Genomic DNA, 16,461 nt, shown 5'->3' with positions numbered 1-16,461 from the left:
TAGCTCCGGTTTCCCGAAGTTATCCCAGTCTTATAGGCAGGTTGCCCACGTGTTACTCACCCGTCCGCCGCTAATCTCAGGGAGCAAGCTCCCATTGATTCGCTCGACTTGCATGTATTAGGCACGCCGCCAGCGTTCGTCCTGAGCCAGGATCAAACTCTCCGAAGAAATGTTTGAGTTGCTCATTTGCTTTTTTGATAGTGTGTGCTCACTTAAAATTTAACGTTGGCGCTTTGTTTTGTTCAGTTTTCAAAGAGCAATAATGGAGCGGGTGAAGAGAATCGAACTCTCATCATCAGCTTGGAAGGCTGAGGTTTTACCACTAAACTACACCCGCATTTAATTTTAAAATATTTCGAGAAAGAATGGTCGGGAAGACAGGATTCGAACCTGCGACCCCTTGGTCCCAAACCAAGTGCTCTACCAAGCTGAGCTACTTCCCGTAAAATATGGTGCGCCCGGCGGGAGTCGAACCTACAACCTTCTGATTCGTAGTCAGATGCTCTATCCAATTGAGCTACGGGCGCTAATTTCTATGATGTTATTGGTGCGGCCGAGAGGAGTCGAACCTCCACGGGGTTTCCCCCACTAGGCCCTCAACCTAGCGCGTCTGCCATTCCGCCACGACCGCGAAAGCGACTTTGTAAGTTTAACACCTTTTCAACTTGATGTCAAGAAGAAAAATATCAGTGCGGGTGAAGGGACTTGAACCCCCACGCCTTGCGGCGCCAGATCCTAAGTCTGGTGCGTCTGCCAATTCCGCCACACCCGCGAAAATAAATGGTGAGCCATGAAGGATTCGAACCTTCGACCCTCTGATTAAAAGTCAGATGCTCTACCAACTGAGCTAATGGCTCTAAATAAAATGGCTGGGCTAGAAGGGATCGAACCTTCGCATGACGGAATCAAAATCCGTTGCCTTACCGCTTGGCTATAGCCCAATAATCAAATACTAATTAACAGCCAGGATAATATTATATCACGATAATATTATTTTAGCAAGTGTTTTTTAGAAGAAAAAATGGCGGTCCCGACGGGAATCGAACCCGCGATCTCCTGCGTGACAGGCAGGCATGTTAACCGCTACACCACGGGACCAGTATTTTTGATTACGCATAAGAAAGTGACCCATACGGGATTCGAACCCGTGTTACCGCCGTGAAAGGGCGGTGTCTTAACCGCTTGACCAATGGGCCTTAATGAAATAATGTAGCTGGCGGAGAAGGAGGGATTTGAACCCTCGCGCCGCTTACGCGACCTACACCCTTAGCAGGGGCGCCTCTTCAGCCTCTTGAGTACTTCCCCAAAAAAATGGCTCCGCAGGTAGGACTCGAACCTACGACCGTTCGGTTAACAGCCGAATGCTCTACCACTGAGCTACTGCGGAATAATGAAAATTGGGTTCCTTTTTCACGCTCAAGGACCTTAGTGTTTGTCGTTAAGAACAAGTTGTTATCTTGTCGACTCTTATGATTATAAAGAGGTTGCAACTTAAAGTCAAGGGTTCTTTTATGTTTTTTTATATTTTTGTTTTTCAACCCTTAAACCCTTGGTAAATCAATGTTCCGCGACATTTACCACAAACGAAACGGGTAGTGTCGATTCGCTTTTTTCTTATATACACCTGCTGACAGTCTTCACATTTATATTGGATAGTATTCATCTTTTTCTTTAATTGGTTGGATGGCAGCGGCTCGCAAAATCTCGGAGCCCCCACTTTTTTGAGTAATTGCTTAAAGTCGGCATCACGATGCTGGTACCCTTTTTTCTCGATGTGCAGATGATAATGGCACAATTCATGCTTAATGATTCCTATCATTTCTTCCACACCGCGTTCATCAAGATACTTCTTATTGATTTCTATATTGTGTGAACGGAGCAAGTATCGGCCCCCTGTTGTTCGGAGACGCGGGTTAAAACTGGCTTGGTGTCTAAAGGCCTTTTCAAAGTCTTTCAACGATATTTCTTCCACTAGTTTTTGCAATTGCCGATTATCCATTTCCCCCTCCCTTTCCTTGGTAACATGACAACCCATTATAACATAGACTAATAATACAATAGGAAACTAAGGGAGGAAAAGCTATGCCTAATTGGTTCCAGAATCAAATCCGCAAAGCCTTTTATGAAAAGGATTATTATCAAGTGAAGATGTTGAATCAATGTTGGTTTTTTTATCAAAAGAAAGAAAGCCTCCGGTTATAAATTCAACTTCGTTCCATAAAAAAACCCCTTCTAATATAGAAGGAGTTTACCTTAGGCTAGTTTTGATCCTTTGGCTCGAGCATCGTTAAAGATACCCTTTGTTTTTGGGAGTCAACCCGTTCAACCCAAACCGTCACAACATCCCCAACGGCAACTACATCCAACGGGTGCTTTACAAACTTGTTGCTCAGTTTAGAAATATGAACCAGTCCATCCTGTTTAACACCAATGTCCACAAACGCACCGAAATCCACAACATTCCTCACTGTACCTTGTAATTCCATCCCAGTTTGCAGATCCTCCATTTTTAGTACATCCTGCTTAAGCAGTGGTTTTGATAATTCATCCCGAGGATCTCTTCCCGGTTTCATCAAATCATCTATGATATCTTTAATGGTAATTTCCCCAATTTCCAATTCATCGGCCAAATCAGCCGGATTTAGTTTGCCTAATTCTGCATTCAGGGCATCACTGCCTAAATCATCAGATGTGAATCCCATTTTCTTTAATAATTTATTCACGGCACTGTAGTTCTCAGGATGTATCGCGGTTTGATCTAAAGGCTCATCTCCATTGATGATCCGCAGGAACCCTATACATTGTTCATATGTTTTGGCACCAAGCCGGGGAATCTTCTTTAATTGCTTCCTGCTTGAAAACTTCCCTTCCTCTTCCCTTTTCTTCACAATATTTTGAGCAACCGATTTTGATAAACCAGCTACATATTGCAAAAGTGACGATGAAGCGGTATTGACATTCACCCCCACCTGGTTAACAGCTGTTTCTACTACAAAGGTGAGGGATTCCGTTAACTTTTTCTGGGACACATCATGTTGATACTGACCCACCCCCACGGATTGTGGATCAATTTTAACAAGTTCAGCAAGGGGATCCTGAAGCCTTCTGCCTATCGAAACTGCACTTCTCTGTTCTACTTGAAGATCCGGAAACTCTTCACGGGCAATATCCGAGGCTGAATATACACTGGCTCCTGCTTCATTTACAATTATATATGAAATATTCCCTTTCACTTCTTTCAAAATATCTGCGATGAATTGCTCTGATTCACGTGATGCCGTACCATTCCCTATTGCCACAATCTCAACCGAGAACCGCTCAAGTATGTCAATCGTCTTTTCACGGGCAGCATTAAGCTTCGCAGCTGGAGGATGCGGGTAGATCACACTGATATCGAGAACCTTTCCGGTTTCATCAATGACAGCCAACTTACAGCCTGTCCGATATGCCGGATCAAGGGCGAGGACCACTTTTCCTTTAAGCGGGGGCTGCAAGAGCAGGTTCCGCAGGTTTTCAGAGAAAATATGGATAGCTTGATCCTCAGCTTTTTCCGTCAGCTCTTTTCTGATTTCCCGTTCTACAGAAGGCAAGATCAATCGCTTTAGTCCATCCTCAATCGCAGATTTAAGAACAATTTGGGCTTCTGATTTGTTATTTTTAATGATTTTCCGCTCAAGATGACCAATGATGATTTCAGTCCGTGGCTGAATGGAGATTCGCAGGACCTCTTCCTTTTCACCTCTATTCAGCGCCAACACCCGATGCGGTACGATTCTTTGAACCGGTTCCTCGTATTCATAGTACATCTCGAAGATTTTTTTCTCGTCCTTCTCTTCATTTTTCACAGTTGAAACCATTTTTCCGGCTTTGAAAATTTCAGCCCTTATCCACTTCCTTAATTCTGCATCATCGGAAATATGTTCAGCTATGATATCCTGCGCTCCAGCAATAGCCTCTTCAATAGAAGAAACTTCTTTTTCTGCCGATATGAATTCTGCAGCTTTTTCGCTAACACTGGCATGCACTGGACATTCCAGAAGCCAATCGGCCAGCGGTTCAAGACCCTTTTCTTTAGCGACTGTCGCTTTCGTTCTCCTTTTTTGCTTGAATGGCCTGTATAAATCCTCGACTTCCTGCAGTTTTATTGCCTTCTCGATTTGTTTCGTTAATTCTTCCGTCAATTTTCCCTGTTCACCAATTGAACGCTTAACATCCGCTTTCCTCTGGCCAAGGTTTTCCAGATAGCTCCACCTTTCCATGATGGAACGAATCTCGACTTCATCAAGCGAACCCGTCATTTCTTTTCTATATCGCGCGATAAAAGGGACAGTGTTCCCCTCTTGCAGCATCTGTATGACGTTTTGGACTTGATGATTTTTCAAAGTTAGCTCATTGGATATTTGTTTAATCAGTTCCTTCAATGTATCTTCTACAACGATCATTATGTTTACCCCCAACCTTTTGATCTAATAAGTATAGTCTAGCAAATGAGTGATGAAGTTGCGAATTCCATACAAAAAAGCTCACTTCCGAATTATGGCGAAAGTAAGCTTCCTAAAATGAAAGTTGTATCATCTGCAGTTAATGGACTGCTTTTTAATATACATTGTGCATTCTTATCGATAGGGACCAGCCTTTTTAAAAAAGATTTAGCTCCCTTAAGTTCTAAACCATCGGAATGGAGAATGAATTTTGCATTTGGTTCATATTTGTAGCTCTGCGTCCTGTATGTTTGTTTCCTTCCGGATAAATACCCTGTAACAGGTAAAGGGTAAACCAGTTTATCGTCGCTTGGATTATACAGGAAAAAGCGTATGTTACCCACCGAACTGTATACAAATTCATTTTTGTCATAAAATATCTTCAAAATCGAAACGGCTGCCCCACGCTTATCGACTAAAACCTGGTTACACACCGCCATTAATGATTCTACATCCAACTCATGATTACGTTTAACTTCCTCGATGACGGCATGGGAGGAATCATAAGCATTTTTGCCGCTGCCTAGACCATCTGCCAGTACACAGACAAAGTATTCTTTCGTATGAAGAAAGAAGTAATCATCGCCACAATAAACCATGCCGTTTTTAGACGATTGAGAGACAAGTACTTCTATTTTTTCTCCCCTCAGAATATCTTTGATCACTGAATTAACTCCGAGTTTTCAGCATTAATGGCTTCTTGAAGTTTCTTGATCGCACGGCGTTGGAGCCTTGAAACATGCATTTGGGAAATCCCCAGTTTATCGCCAGCTTCTTTCTGGCTTAAGTTCTCTAAATAAGTATGTTGAATGATCATCTTTTCTCGGTCACTCAGAACATGCAGCACCTTTTCAAGCACAAGCCGCTGATTGACCTTTTCAAAACCTTCATCGACATTCCCGAATATATCAAGCAATGTGACAGTACCGCCATCAGAATCCGCCTCAATAGAATGATCCACAGATAAAGCTTGATAGCTTTTTCCCATTTCCATCGCTTCTAAAACTTCTTCTTCAGTTACACCTATAGTATCGGCTATTTCATCTATTCTTGGTGAACGATGCAGAGTTGTCGTCAATTCCTCGACAGTCACCCTGATTTTCGGACCAAGTTCCTTAATTCTCCTTGGCACATGGACACTCCATGTTTTATCACGAAGGAACCTTTTGATTTCACCGATTATAGTAGGGACGGCAAATGCCTCAAAGCTCTTACCGAAAGATTCATCATATCGACGAATGGCACCTAATAAACCAATCATGCCGACTTGGGAGATATCCTCCTGAAATGATTTTCCTTTCGCATACTTGCGGGAAATTGTTTCAACTAAACTTTTATAATGGATGACTAGATTACTCTGCGCTTCATCATCTTGATTCTGCTGGTAAGCTCTGATCCATTCATTTACCTGTTCTTTTTGCGCCTGATTAGGTTGAGACTGTTTTTGCATCCATCTCCACCTGCTCTCCTTCTAAAAACTTAGTCATAAATACTGTAACCCCATCATGTTGATGAATTTTAACATCATCCATCAGAGTTTCAATAAGGTAAAGACCCAAGCCTCCTTCTCTCAAAAGTTCGACTTTTTGTCCATTTTCGTATGGACCGAGTCCTTGACGAACTTCTTCGAAATTACAGCTCTTGCCACTATCAGAAACCATGACCTCCAGACGGTCAGGATAAAGGCCGAAACTCACTTTCACTTCGCCTTTATCAGAATCCTTATATGCATGCTGCACCGCATTTGTACAAGCCTCACTTGTAGCGATTTTCAAATCCTCAATTTCATCATACGCAAATCCCATCCGGCTTCCTATCCCAGAAAGCGTTAAACGAATGACACCGATGAATTCTGGTTTTGCAGGTATTTTCATTTCGATGTAATCATATACTTGACTCATTCTAACCCACCCTCTGTACCACTTTTTATATCAATGATATCTGCAAGACCCGTTATATCAAATAAACGTCGTAACCTTTCTGATAAGCCAACTAGTGTGAAGTCGCCATTATGTGCCCTTACGCTTTTGAAAGCACCGACAAATACCCCAAGTCCTGTACTATCCATATAAGAGACTTCAGTTAAATCAATCGTAATTGAAACATTATCCTGCTCTGAAATCGGGAATAGTGATTCCCTTAATTTCGGTGCAGTATAGGCATCGATTTCACCTTTTAGTTTTACAACAAATTCAGTATTTAATTCATTAACATCTACAGTTATATTCATCCTTGACCCACCTCTTCAAATCCTCTTCATTCCTATATCTATACCCAACAGAAACAATACTAAACATTTGATTTTAAAATTATTAATGTAAAATCATCCCTTAGTTGGAAGTTCTGCATTTTCTCCAATTGTTTAAATATATTATTCACCATTTCCTGGGCTTGCAAATGCATATTCTTTTTAATGAAACCGATAAGTGTTTCCCTTTCTATGAACCCATCATACGTCCGGCACTCCGTTACTCCATCGGATAATAAAATGATCATGTCTCCACGATTCACCGTTTTTTCATATTGGTGATACCTTGTTTTTTTATCAACTCCAAGCAACAAGCCCTTTGCATCCAAATCGCTAAAAGTACCTGTTGCGGCATCATAGTAAAAGCCAGGTTCATGTCCGGCTGAAGAATAGGAAAATTGCCTGTCATGCGGATCATATAAACCATAGAACATGGTTATGAACATGCTTGGATCCACATTATGCTCCACAACACGGTTCAAACTCTCAAGCACACTATTCGGTTCATGACGATGCTCGGGAAGACTGTCCATCGCATATTTGATCATTGACATGCACAATGCAGCAGGAATCCCTTTTCCTATTACATCTGCTATCCCTACTCCTATACGATCATTTTCATCTTGGACGAAATGATAGTAATCTCCGTTCATCTGTCTCGCCGGAACACTGATCGCTCCAATTTCAAGAGCCTTGATATCAGGAATTTTCGTTTCCAAAAGAGTATGTTGAACGTTTGCCGCAATCTCGATTTCCGTTTTCAGCTCCTGCTGTTGATGTCTAAGGCTTTGATGTTCACGGTATGCAATGCCGTAGCCCATCATGACTTCCAGCAGAAAATCGAAAGAATCCAATACTTTCCCCGGTAAGTCCGGGTAAAGTTCCATTAAGTTATTTTTATGCATACTGATGATTTCTTCTGGAGATATATTGTATTTGATATGTAGGCGGCTAATCTTTTGTCCTTGGTAGAGTGCCTGCTCATTTTGGTCTTTAAGATAAGTAGAAAGCGCCTCAAGATACTTTTTCTCCATGTTTTCCCTAATATCCATATTCCCCCCCTAACGGAGCCATTTCGTAGTGATGATCTTAGTCCCTTCACCTGGTATCGAATCAATATCAAAGTCATCCATTAAACGTTTGGCTCCAGGAAGACCTGCACCCAATCCCCCTGAGGTGGTATATCCATCTTCCATGACTCTGCGGATATCCTCAATTCCCGGCCCTTGGTCCTCTGCAATGATTTTCAATCCTGACTTCCCATTTATATTTAGCTTTTCTATGCTAACACTGCCTTGTCCAGCATATAGGTATATGTTTCGGGCCAATTCGCTAATGGCCGTTGTGATCCTGGCCTGGTCTACAGTACCGAACCCCAACTCTTTAGCGACATTTCTTCCGAGCTGCCTTGCAGCTACGATGTCCCATTCATTTATGATTTTTACGCAGGATTGGAACTCCATTCTTTATTCCCCCAATTCCTGTTGTAATTTCTCCAGGCCTTTCTCTAAGTCTAATGCTGTCAGAACATCATCGAGAGTAATTCCCAGTTCAATTAATGTTATTGCAACAGCAGGCTGGATCCCCGTAATTACAACTTTGGCCCCCATAAGCTTAGACATGCTAAAGACATCGCCTAATACCTTTGCGATAAAAGAATCAATAAAATCTATTGAGGTAATATCTATAACGACGCCATTCGCACTTGTTTCATGAATCTTATGCAATAAATCCTCTTGAAATTGAAGGGCTGTCACATCATCCAATTCCCACTGTATAGATACTAACAAGCAGTCATAAAGCTTTAATATCGGAATCCTCATACTTATCCCTCCACCTTTACGATCTTACGGCTCGTTGATTCCAACGCAACTTCTATCCCTTTTTTCAATGTATTTTTTGTAATCACTTCATTTAAATTAATTCCAAGATTAACGATGGTTTGAGCAATTTCAGGACGGATGCCGCAGAGTATACATTTTGCGCCCACTAAACGGACAGCCTCCGCCGCTTGTATGATATGATGGGCAACCATGGTATCCACGACAGGCACGCCCGTTATATCAATAAGAACGACTTCAGATCTATGCTTAACAACCCCAGTCAACAGGTTTTCCATTATCTGTTTGGCACGTTCCGTATCAATCGTACCAATCAGCGGCATTACCGTTATTCCTTCCAATACAGGAATGAGCGGTGCCGAAAGTTCTTGCAACGCTATTTTTTGCATGGAAACCGTTCTTTCCCAAGTTTGAGTATATATATTGACTATTTCATTATTTATCGGTGTGGCCCATTTATCCAAATGGTTAACAAGATTGACTTGATTATCAGGAGTAACCAGACCCTTTTCCACCATACCATTAATGACAATTAACGTGAATTTATGAAGTCCTTCATTGACGAAAGTGAGAGGCCATCCCAATTGGACGACTTTCTCGGCAAAATCTGAAAGCTTCAATGTGAATTCCTTGTTTTTACTATCAACGTTCGTGATGATCATATCTATAAATTCACTGCTCGTTTGCGTGAACATTCGATCTGAAACAACTTTAATTAATCTTTCATCCGTACTTTCCTTCATGATGCCCATCCACTCAGTAAGGATGTAATCTTGATTTCGCTTAATAAAATCGAAAACCAATTGATTCATAATATCCTCCCATTCTAACACAATTGCTTTGTTTCCCTGTCCTCGTCACAAGGATGTTAACTAACTGTAATGTTATTCCATTTGGATTTTCTTTGAGAGTTTCCCCACTAAGTTTTGCTTTTTTTAAGTATCTACAAAATAACTACATACCCGAAATTCAGGTAAGAAAAACATCAATTAATGAAAAGTTTGGAGAAACTATAAAAAAACAATGACGTTCCATCTAATATCTAACTGTATCATGTTTTTATTCGTCAAATTTTTTATATTTCCTGCTGTATACTTTTTGAATATGTTAATGTTATTTGACAAAAAAACACGATCCCCACAGTTGCAGGGATCGTGCCATCTAAATAACATCAAGAATGATTTGTATTATAATAACGCCCGGTTTAACGGGAAAAATTTTCTTTAAAACTCAATGAGGCCTAAACTAATTTGCAAAGCTTCATTGACTTTTTGCATCATCGGTTCGTCAAGATGCGTAATTTTATCAGTTAAACGCTGCTTATCAATTGTCCTGATCTGTTCTAATAAAATGACGGAATCCCGCTCGAATCCGTACTTTTTTGCATTAATCTCAACATGTGTAGGCAATTTCGCTTTTTGAATTTGAGCTGTAATGGCTGCCACGATCACAGTCGGACTAAAGCGATTACCAATATCGTTTTGTAAAATTAGTACCGGACGGGTCCCCCCCTGCTCTGAACCAACTACCGGGGAAAGGTCTGCGAAGTATACGTCACCACGCTTAACAACAATCAATGGCTCAGCCTCCGCTAACTAATCGTTCAACGCAATGACCAGCCTCGAATTCAGCCTGGAAGGCTTCAGAAGCAATCGTTAAGTTAATGGCCGCCATTTCAATATAACCGCGTTTCATCGATTCACGAAACTCTTTCTTTTTACGTTCGCGAAGATACATTTTTGTGGCACGATAAATAAATTCACTGCGATTTACATTTTCCTCACTCGCATACCCATCTAACTCTGTTAAAAAATTTTGAGGTAATCGAATTAATATCTCTCTTGTTGCGCTGGATTCAGACACAAACATACACCTCCACCATCACTACACACCTTTATTATATATCCTTTTCAATATTACCATTAAATTGCCTATCTGCAAAGAGTATATTCTATTCTCAATCCTATTATCAGCATAATAAAGGAAATCTTATTCACAATCTTAGGATTTTTTTACAATCCGGTCATTCCAAAATGAAGTTTCGTACATGATTCACCTGATTGTCTTTTATATATACACGGGGCACTCTTGCTCCTATCATACAGGTTATCTCATAGTTGATCGTTTCCAGTTTTGCCGCTATCTCATCGACAGTAATCGATTCATCCCCATCATTCCCCATCAGTGTTACCTCTGTTCCTACAGGGTATGGTCCAGGCAGTTTGATCATGCATTGATCCATGCAAATCCTCCCGACTATGGGTACTCTTCTTCCATCCACAAGAACTTCCTGACCTTGCAGCTTACGGATCCAGCCGTCAGCATAACCGATTGGCAAAGTCCCGATCCATTCATCACCTTCAGCCGTATAAGTCGCTCCATAGCTAACGCTTTCACCCTTAGCAAGCTGTTTAACCGCGACCATCTTCGTTCTCAATGCTATAGCCTGTTTTAATGGGTATGGCAATAAAGGCTTCATCTCCACGGAAGGACTCAATCCATACATGGAAATCCCCATTCTTATTGCATTCCATTCAGGGTCGGTGAATCTTAAAGAAGCTGCACTATTGGCTGCATGAATATATTCAGGCTTTCGAGTCATTACGGAAAGCATCCCTTTAAATGTAGCAAGCTGCTTTTCATAATAGTCGGTCTTCATTTCATCCGCCGTCGCGAAATGAGTGAATATTCCTTGGAAATTGAAACAAGCTTCCCTATCAAGAAAACTTTCCACTTTCTTGAGCTGACCTTGATCCCGAATGCCGATTCTCCCCATGCCGCTATCCACTTTTACATGAATTTGCAAGACTTGTCCCGGTTTCAAGAAATCCTTTGCCTTCTCCAACCATGCTACATCGAAAACCGTCACGGAAATCCCATATTCGGCAGCAAGCGCTGCGCTTTCAGGCCTTGATGCCCCAAGTACAAGGATCGGGGCCAATATCCCCTTTTTTCGTAAGGCAAGAGCCTCATCCAAAAAAGCGACACATAAAAAATCCGCCCCCGCTTCAAGTGCCGTTTTTGCCACTTCATAGTCCCCATGGCCATATGCATTCGCCTTAACGACAGCGAAAAGACTAACGCCATTCCCCAGTCTTTGTTTCATTGAAGAGATATTTTCAAAAATTTTATCCAAATTTACTTCTGCCCACGTATCTCGATGAAATATTTTCGATTCCAAGACCATTTCCTTCTTTCCTACACTCACAATAAGATTCTTCCCAGTAGCGAAGTTTTCATTTCATTATAGGAACATTCTATAACCAACCGCCAGAAAGATAAAGTGCTTTTTCACCTTGATTCTAATTTCCCAGCTGCCAGCCTAAATCAGTTGGAAGGATTAAAAATGTCAACAAGCCGCTTCCCCGCCTATCCTACCCAGAAGAAACCTTCGTAAGGAGACGGGAAACATCAGCTTGTTATGTAATCCTATTTGACTGGTTCTTCCCCAACCGAACGGGCGACTTCTATCATCTCTTCCTGTGTCAAATCCTTTGATGCAATCATATAATCGACACCTTCAAAAGTCCATGCAATCGTATTTCCTGTCATCGCCCCGACAGTATAACCTAAATCAACCGGCTCTCCATTCACATTTGTCGAAACGGAAGTTTGAACTACCTCAGCTTTTTCCTGAACTAATGTAAAACTTTTTGTACCCTCATAGGTCAAAACGACACGTTCTCCCTTTTCCGTCGTAATTTCTTTTTCTTCCGTTAAATTCATATCCCCAATATTTTCAGGGTATTTCACTGCAAATCCTTCATTTTTGACTTCTGCCATAACGGGTGCTTCAAGTTGTGCACTTGTCATGTTTTTCTTCATATCAAATGAATCTTTATCAAAAGTCGTATCGAACTTAACTTTCGAGAATTCAACTAGTACCAATGCTGTCTTATCGGGATCCATGACTTTTACACTGACTGGTGATAAATCCTTTTTGTTTATAGTAATCTCTTGATATGGCAACATTTTATTATTTTGGTAGCGTGTTTTCGTTTCAAAGACATAATGTTTATCCGTTTCTTTATATGCCGCACTTTTATCTTCCGTAATGTCTTTCACCAACGACTCGAATAAATAGGCCTGACTGCTGTTCTCCGGCCACTCGCTTTGAAACTTAAAACTTTTATTCAAAGCTGGCGTCAGAACATATACACCATCATCATTTTTCAAAATCATCTGGCTTTGATCCTTTTCTTCATTTTTCAGATTTACGCGGTAAAAAGAAGGGTTCTTATGCCAAATCTCCACATTATATACTTGAGGTTCCGCCCCCATCTTCAATGTCATCTTCGCGTTAGCTTTATATCCTTTCATTTCCCCAAGCTTCTCATTCAATTCACTCACTACGTCACTCTGTGATTTTTGGCCGCAAGCAGAAAGAGCAAGCAAGAGCATGATCCCTGCAAAAAGCATTACCATCTTCTTCATCTTTTCAACCCCTTTTTGTCATTTGAACGTAAAAGGGAGAGGAAAAGGCAGGATCCGGACATTGGCTCGACTGATGTCTTAGATTCCTCGGTATTTTAGACACGGACCCATTCTCGATCCAGCTAAAAACTTTTCGAGAGCACCTACTCTGCCATGTACCTTTTACCGGGCCTTGTCTCCCTATAGCACTAAATGTATATGAGACAACCTAAAGGTTTATGACCCGATTGGACAAAACTCCATTCACCCTTCAATTACTACTTGAGCCACCGCATAATCCCGGCTGTGGCTAATCGAAAGATGGACCCCTTCAGAAAACGGCTTTGAAATCATCGGCTTTCCTTTATCATCCGATATGACTTCAATATCCAAAAAGGATAAGTGCTTACCGATCCCTGTACCGTTTGCTTTTGAAAAAGCCTCCTTTGCCGCAAAACGCCCAGCAAAATACTCGACCTTCCTTTTTCCATTTAACTTTTCGAAAATCAAGATTTCCCTTTCTGTTAATATACGCTCCTTTAAACGGGGTTGCCGCTTAATCAGTGTTTCCATTCTATCCAACTCAGTAATGTCCACGCCTATACCTTTAATCACTTTGACACCTCTTCTATTCATTTAATAAGATGCATATCATTAGGAGGACCCTTTTACCTGAAAATGATAATATTGTATTTAATAAAAACGATAATAAGGAGGAATTTATGTTTACAAGAACAGAAAGCTTCCGCGAATACGTAAATTCATATCGAGCCGTTACTCTGCTCATACTCATTATGATGATTGTATTCGTTCTTGTCCTCTTCCCCATATTTCCCGGCAATGTACTCTTTTATTATGGCGCAGGAGTGAACTTATATATCGCTGATGGACAATGGTGGCGTTTGATCACCCCCATCTTTCTACATAGCACGTTTACACATTTACTGTTTAACGGCTTCTCACTTGCCATCTTCGGTCCATTCCTAGAGAGATTACTTGGAACCGTCAAGTTTTCAATCTTCTTTTTATCGACAGGTATCCTTGCCAATATCGCAACCTTTCTAATTAACCCACTGACATATAACCACGTAGGTGCTAGCGGAGCAATTTTTGGTTTACTCGGATCCTTTCTATATCTTGTACTTTTCAATAAAACCAATTTTACGAACAACGAAAGAAATACAGTATATACACTGACCGGAATCGCCATCATCATGACCTTCATTCAACCGCAGATCAACGTTATCGGTCATTTGGCTGGACTGGCAACCGGCTTTTTAACAGCTCCATTATATTTAAGAAAAAAATGGTAGGACAAACAGCCGACTCTTTTCTTCAATCATTGGGAGTCGACTGCTTTTTTAGGTAAATACCATGATTTAATTATTAGGCAATCCTTTTCTTCCACATCAGCAACCATTCCGACCCGGGAGGTGATTCCTGATTTGACCGATGCAGAAATCGTTGCTAATTCTTTTCGATGTTGAAACCAACTTTTTTTATATGTGATTGATTGAATTCTGCTTCTCTGCATGATCAATGTTTGCTTCGAGAAAAAACGGCTGCTCAATAGCAACAAATTCCCATCTATGCTCCATCCTGCATCTCTATATTGCATGTAAGCCCAAAAAATCGCCAACGGTACAAGCAAAAGGGAAAGATAACCCCAAGGTCTGAAAAACCATACCAAGGCACCGATGATCGGGATGAGGTACAGAAACTTACGAAACACATAACGGGAAAGTGCACGCTTGGGTATCGGTGTCATCTCAGTGTTTGTTTCATAAACCGGTAAAATTTCCAGGATTTTTTCATGTAAATGCCTCTTCCTGATTAAAGGGAACAGCATGATGGACAGACTTTCTTTATCTTCCATACTGCCTCCAGCATATTCAATATAAACCGTCGCCAATCCCAATGGCTTTCGAATCAAATTCTCCATGATCCGGATACCTTGAATTTTATGGATAGGGATTGTCAGCTGCCTTTTCTCGAGAAGCCCTCTGGAAATAACGATTTCCTCATCCGTTTTTAACACGGTAAAGGAAGCATATTTAATTACCATGCTTAATGTGGCCAGTACATAAACCACCAGCAAAGCCACCAGGGCAAACAAGGTCAGAATGATGGTCCCCATTTCAATAAACTCTTCATAATCCTTAAATATCCTTTCAAAAGGTATCATTTCATCGAACTGTGAAATAAAAGCGATTGCCCCAGATAGGAAGACACCCACCGCTCCCGAAGTGGCAGCCATGACGAATAGCTGCGGCAAAGTCTGCTTAAAAACGGAAGACGATTTAGCTGCATATTCTTTATTCTCAACTTCATCTTTATCCTTATCAAAAGGATTTTTCGCATTTTTTTCCTCACTTATAAAAGCATTGATTCGTTCCGCATCACTTTTGCTTATGGCTGATAATACGGCATCGGCCTGAGACCCGCCCGCCGTTTCAATATTCAGCTTCACCAGGCTGAATATCCTCTGGATGATGCCCTCTGATATATCTATGCTATGGATCCGGTCAAACTTTATATACCGTTTCTTCCTTACGAATACCCCGGACTCAATTCTGAATTCGCCATCTTCTATGCGATATGTAAAACGTAACCATTGAAAGAATGCAATGCCTATCAGTAAAAGTATAATAATGGCAATGACCAGCGGTTGTATCCATCCAGGAATTCCTTCATTCTTCCCAGGAATGACGACCACTAACAAAAAAGGGATGACTAACTCCTTAATCGATTTAATGATGTTAAGCAATACAGCTATGGGGTGAAGCCTTTTAGGATCAGACATCTTCTTCCTCCACACTTGCCATTCTCGAAATATAATGCCGCAATTCATCTGCCTCTGCAAGGTCCAAGGCTGGGATAACATGAAGGGTCGCTGCAGTGGAAATTTCAACGGAGGCTAAATCGTATTTTCTTAATAATGGCCCTTGCTTCGTTTCAACATGCTGAACCCTTATCATGGGTATGAGTGTTCTTTTAATGACGAAAATGCCACTTTGGATATCAATTTCAGTATTCCTTACTTCGTAACGCCACCTCTTCCATTTCACCGCCGGAATCAAAAAGATGGCCAAATAGGTTTGGATGATCGAAATGATGATCAACGCTCCAAACACCCAATATGTCCAAGCAAAAATTATTGTAAGCACGAGTACGGCGATGCTTATAATCCAGGTTATTGAACAGCTTATAAGACCACTGATTTTCCATACGGTCAAGGCCTTATTCGATATACGATTTTCAGGTTCCATGTGCTTCTCCTCTTCCGGATAGGTAATGTTAATTGAATCATCATCATCCATCCTTGCTTTCACCCATTATACTATAATTAAATACTGGAAATTAACCCCTTTTCACACAAAGGCTTTGAGCATTTCACAAAAAAACCTTTACCATTCGGATACCATAGCATTGGAGTTGCACATAAAAAAATGCCGCTCAAATGAGCGGCATTTCCAAT

19 protein-coding genes, 11 tRNA genes and 1 rRNA gene are annotated in these 16,461 nt (G+C 41.1%); 2 read left to right on the top strand and 29 right to left on the bottom strand.

The features are described from left to right. The 13 genes from ACFVS1_RS26470 to ACFVS1_RS26410 all read right to left on the bottom strand — a co-directional run. Window positions 1-168 (bottom strand): 16S ribosomal RNA (locus ACFVS1_RS26470); the annotation flags it as partial. A 95-nt stretch (window positions 169-263) separates the two neighbouring features. Beyond that, window positions 264-337 (bottom strand) — tRNA-Gly (locus tag ACFVS1_RS26465). Window positions 338-366: 29 nt separating this feature from the next. Further along, a tRNA-Pro gene (locus ACFVS1_RS26460) sits at window positions 367-443 on the bottom strand. Between the two features lie 7 nt (window positions 444-450). Then, window positions 451-527: transfer RNA gene (locus ACFVS1_RS26455), tRNA-Arg, on the bottom strand. 18 nt (window positions 528-545) lie between these two features. Next, a tRNA-Leu gene (locus ACFVS1_RS26450) sits at window positions 546-631 on the bottom strand. Window positions 632-690: 59 nt separating this feature from the next. After that, window positions 691-772, bottom strand: a tRNA-Leu gene (locus tag ACFVS1_RS26445). A gap of 9 nt (window positions 773-781) precedes the next feature. Further along, window positions 782-857, bottom strand: a tRNA-Lys gene (locus ACFVS1_RS26440). Between the two features lie 9 nt (window positions 858-866). Then, window positions 867-941: transfer RNA gene (locus ACFVS1_RS26435), tRNA-Gln, on the bottom strand. Between the two features lie 81 nt (window positions 942-1,022). Then, window positions 1,023-1,098, bottom strand: a tRNA-Asp gene (locus ACFVS1_RS26430). Between the two features lie 26 nt (window positions 1,099-1,124). Then, window positions 1,125-1,196 (bottom strand) — tRNA-Glu (locus tag ACFVS1_RS26425). 18 nt (window positions 1,197-1,214) lie between these two features. Beyond that, window positions 1,215-1,305, bottom strand: a tRNA-Ser gene (locus ACFVS1_RS26420). A gap of 7 nt (window positions 1,306-1,312) precedes the next feature. After that, window positions 1,313-1,387: transfer RNA gene (locus ACFVS1_RS26415), tRNA-Asn, on the bottom strand. 147 nt (window positions 1,388-1,534) lie between these two features. Further along, a complete protein-coding gene (locus tag ACFVS1_RS26410) occupies window positions 1,535-1,999 on the bottom strand; it encodes a SprT family protein (protein WP_387552117.1) in 465 nt (154 codons plus the stop codon). An 83-nt stretch (window positions 2,000-2,082) separates the two neighbouring features. Between ACFVS1_RS26410 and cmpA the strand changes: the two genes are divergently transcribed. Next, window positions 2,083-2,202 (top strand): cortex morphogenetic protein CmpA, encoded by a 120-nt coding sequence (gene cmpA, locus ACFVS1_RS26405; RefSeq protein WP_089364909.1) that lies wholly within the window; start codon window positions 2,083-2,085, stop codon window positions 2,200-2,202. Between the two features lie 56 nt (window positions 2,203-2,258). On the opposite strand, the gene ACFVS1_RS26400 is transcribed toward cmpA, so the two are convergent. The 14 genes from ACFVS1_RS26400 to acpS all read right to left on the bottom strand — a co-directional run bounded on the left by ACFVS1_RS26400 (window position 2,259) and on the right by acpS (window position 13,598). Then, window positions 2,259-4,442 (bottom strand): Tex family protein, encoded by a 2,184-nt coding sequence (locus ACFVS1_RS26400; RefSeq protein ID WP_387552114.1) that lies wholly within the window; start codon window positions 4,440-4,442, stop codon window positions 2,259-2,261. A 92-nt stretch (window positions 4,443-4,534) separates the two neighbouring features. Further along, the gene (locus ACFVS1_RS26395) at window positions 4,535-5,146 is read right to left on the bottom strand and encodes a PP2C family serine/threonine-protein phosphatase (RefSeq protein WP_241663201.1); all 612 of its coding nucleotides are present in this window, start codon (window positions 5,144-5,146) and stop codon (window positions 4,535-4,537) included. Continuing rightward, on the bottom strand, window positions 5,143-5,931 hold the full coding sequence (gene sigB / locus ACFVS1_RS26390; protein ID WP_352927713.1) for an RNA polymerase sigma factor SigB: 789 nt from the start codon (window positions 5,929-5,931) through the stop codon (window positions 5,143-5,145). The genes ACFVS1_RS26395 and sigB overlap by 4 nt, the downstream gene beginning before the upstream one ends. Next, window positions 5,909-6,382 carry an anti-sigma B factor RsbW gene (gene rsbW / locus ACFVS1_RS26385; protein WP_241594493.1) on the bottom strand — a complete coding sequence of 158 codons (474 nt, stop codon included), beginning with the start codon at window positions 6,380-6,382 and terminating at the stop codon, window positions 5,909-5,911. Before rsbW ends, sigB begins: the two co-directional genes overlap by 23 nt. Continuing rightward, entirely contained in the window at window positions 6,379-6,711 is a 333-nt protein-coding gene (locus tag ACFVS1_RS26380; RefSeq protein ID WP_352927716.1) for an anti-sigma factor antagonist, read from the bottom strand. The genes rsbW and ACFVS1_RS26380 overlap by 4 nt, the downstream gene beginning before the upstream one ends. 59 nt (window positions 6,712-6,770) lie before the next feature. Continuing rightward, complete coding sequence (locus ACFVS1_RS26375) at window positions 6,771-7,781, bottom strand: PP2C family protein-serine/threonine phosphatase (protein ID WP_387552108.1); 1,011 nt, start codon at window positions 7,779-7,781, stop codon at window positions 6,771-6,773. A 9-nt stretch (window positions 7,782-7,790) separates the two neighbouring features. Next, window positions 7,791-8,192, bottom strand: coding sequence for an anti-sigma regulatory factor (locus ACFVS1_RS26370; protein WP_352927722.1), 402 nt, complete (start codon window positions 8,190-8,192; stop codon window positions 7,791-7,793). A gap of 3 nt (window positions 8,193-8,195) precedes the next feature. Further along, window positions 8,196-8,552, bottom strand: a complete 357-nt coding sequence (locus tag ACFVS1_RS26365; RefSeq protein ID WP_352927725.1) for an STAS domain-containing protein — start codon at window positions 8,550-8,552, stop codon at window positions 8,196-8,198. A gap of 2 nt (window positions 8,553-8,554) precedes the next feature. After that, entirely contained in the window at window positions 8,555-9,382 is an 828-nt protein-coding gene (locus ACFVS1_RS26360) for an RsbT co-antagonist protein RsbRA (RefSeq protein ID WP_352927728.1), read from the bottom strand. Between the two features lie 411 nt (window positions 9,383-9,793). After that, window positions 9,794-10,144 (bottom strand): type II toxin-antitoxin system PemK/MazF family toxin, encoded by a 351-nt coding sequence (locus tag ACFVS1_RS26355; protein WP_034306610.1) that lies wholly within the window; start codon window positions 10,142-10,144, stop codon window positions 9,794-9,796. A gap of 7 nt (window positions 10,145-10,151) precedes the next feature. Continuing rightward, window positions 10,152-10,433, bottom strand: coding sequence for a CopG family ribbon-helix-helix protein (locus ACFVS1_RS26350; protein WP_034306380.1), 282 nt, complete (start codon window positions 10,431-10,433; stop codon window positions 10,152-10,154). A 160-nt stretch (window positions 10,434-10,593) separates the two neighbouring features. Then, complete coding sequence (gene alr / locus ACFVS1_RS26345) at window positions 10,594-11,757, bottom strand: alanine racemase (protein ID WP_352927779.1); 1,164 nt, start codon at window positions 11,755-11,757, stop codon at window positions 10,594-10,596. Between the two features lie 242 nt (window positions 11,758-11,999). Beyond that, window positions 12,000-13,004 (bottom strand): LolA family protein, encoded by a 1,005-nt coding sequence (locus tag ACFVS1_RS26340; RefSeq protein WP_352927732.1) that lies wholly within the window; start codon window positions 13,002-13,004, stop codon window positions 12,000-12,002. Between the two features lie 243 nt (window positions 13,005-13,247). Continuing rightward, window positions 13,248-13,598, bottom strand: coding sequence for a holo-ACP synthase (gene acpS, locus ACFVS1_RS26335; protein ID WP_352927735.1), 351 nt, complete (start codon window positions 13,596-13,598; stop codon window positions 13,248-13,250). 107 nt (window positions 13,599-13,705) lie between these two features. On the opposite strand from acpS, the gene ACFVS1_RS26330 reads away from it, so the two are divergent. Then, on the top strand, window positions 13,706-14,296 hold the full coding sequence (locus tag ACFVS1_RS26330; protein WP_387552102.1) for a rhomboid family intramembrane serine protease: 591 nt from the start codon (window positions 13,706-13,708) through the stop codon (window positions 14,294-14,296). A gap of 26 nt (window positions 14,297-14,322) precedes the next feature. Here the strand turns inward: ACFVS1_RS26330 and ACFVS1_RS26325 are convergent, their stop codons facing one another. Then, window positions 14,323-15,786: a PH domain-containing protein gene (locus tag ACFVS1_RS26325; RefSeq protein WP_387552099.1), complete on the bottom strand. Its 1,464-nt coding sequence runs from the start codon at window positions 15,784-15,786 to the stop codon at window positions 14,323-14,325. Next, window positions 15,779-16,303 carry a PH domain-containing protein gene (locus ACFVS1_RS26320; RefSeq protein WP_352927743.1) on the bottom strand — a complete coding sequence of 175 codons (525 nt, stop codon included), beginning with the start codon at window positions 16,301-16,303 and terminating at the stop codon, window positions 15,779-15,781. The genes ACFVS1_RS26325 and ACFVS1_RS26320 overlap by 8 nt, the downstream gene beginning before the upstream one ends. Between the last annotated feature and the right edge of the window lie 158 nt (window positions 16,304-16,461).

It is taken from the genome of Peribacillus sp. NPDC058075, from assembly GCF_042885195.1.
Classification (GTDB): Bacteria; Bacillota; Bacilli; order Bacillales; family DSM-1321; genus Peribacillus.
This window is presented reverse-complemented; position numbering and strand designations above follow the sequence as displayed.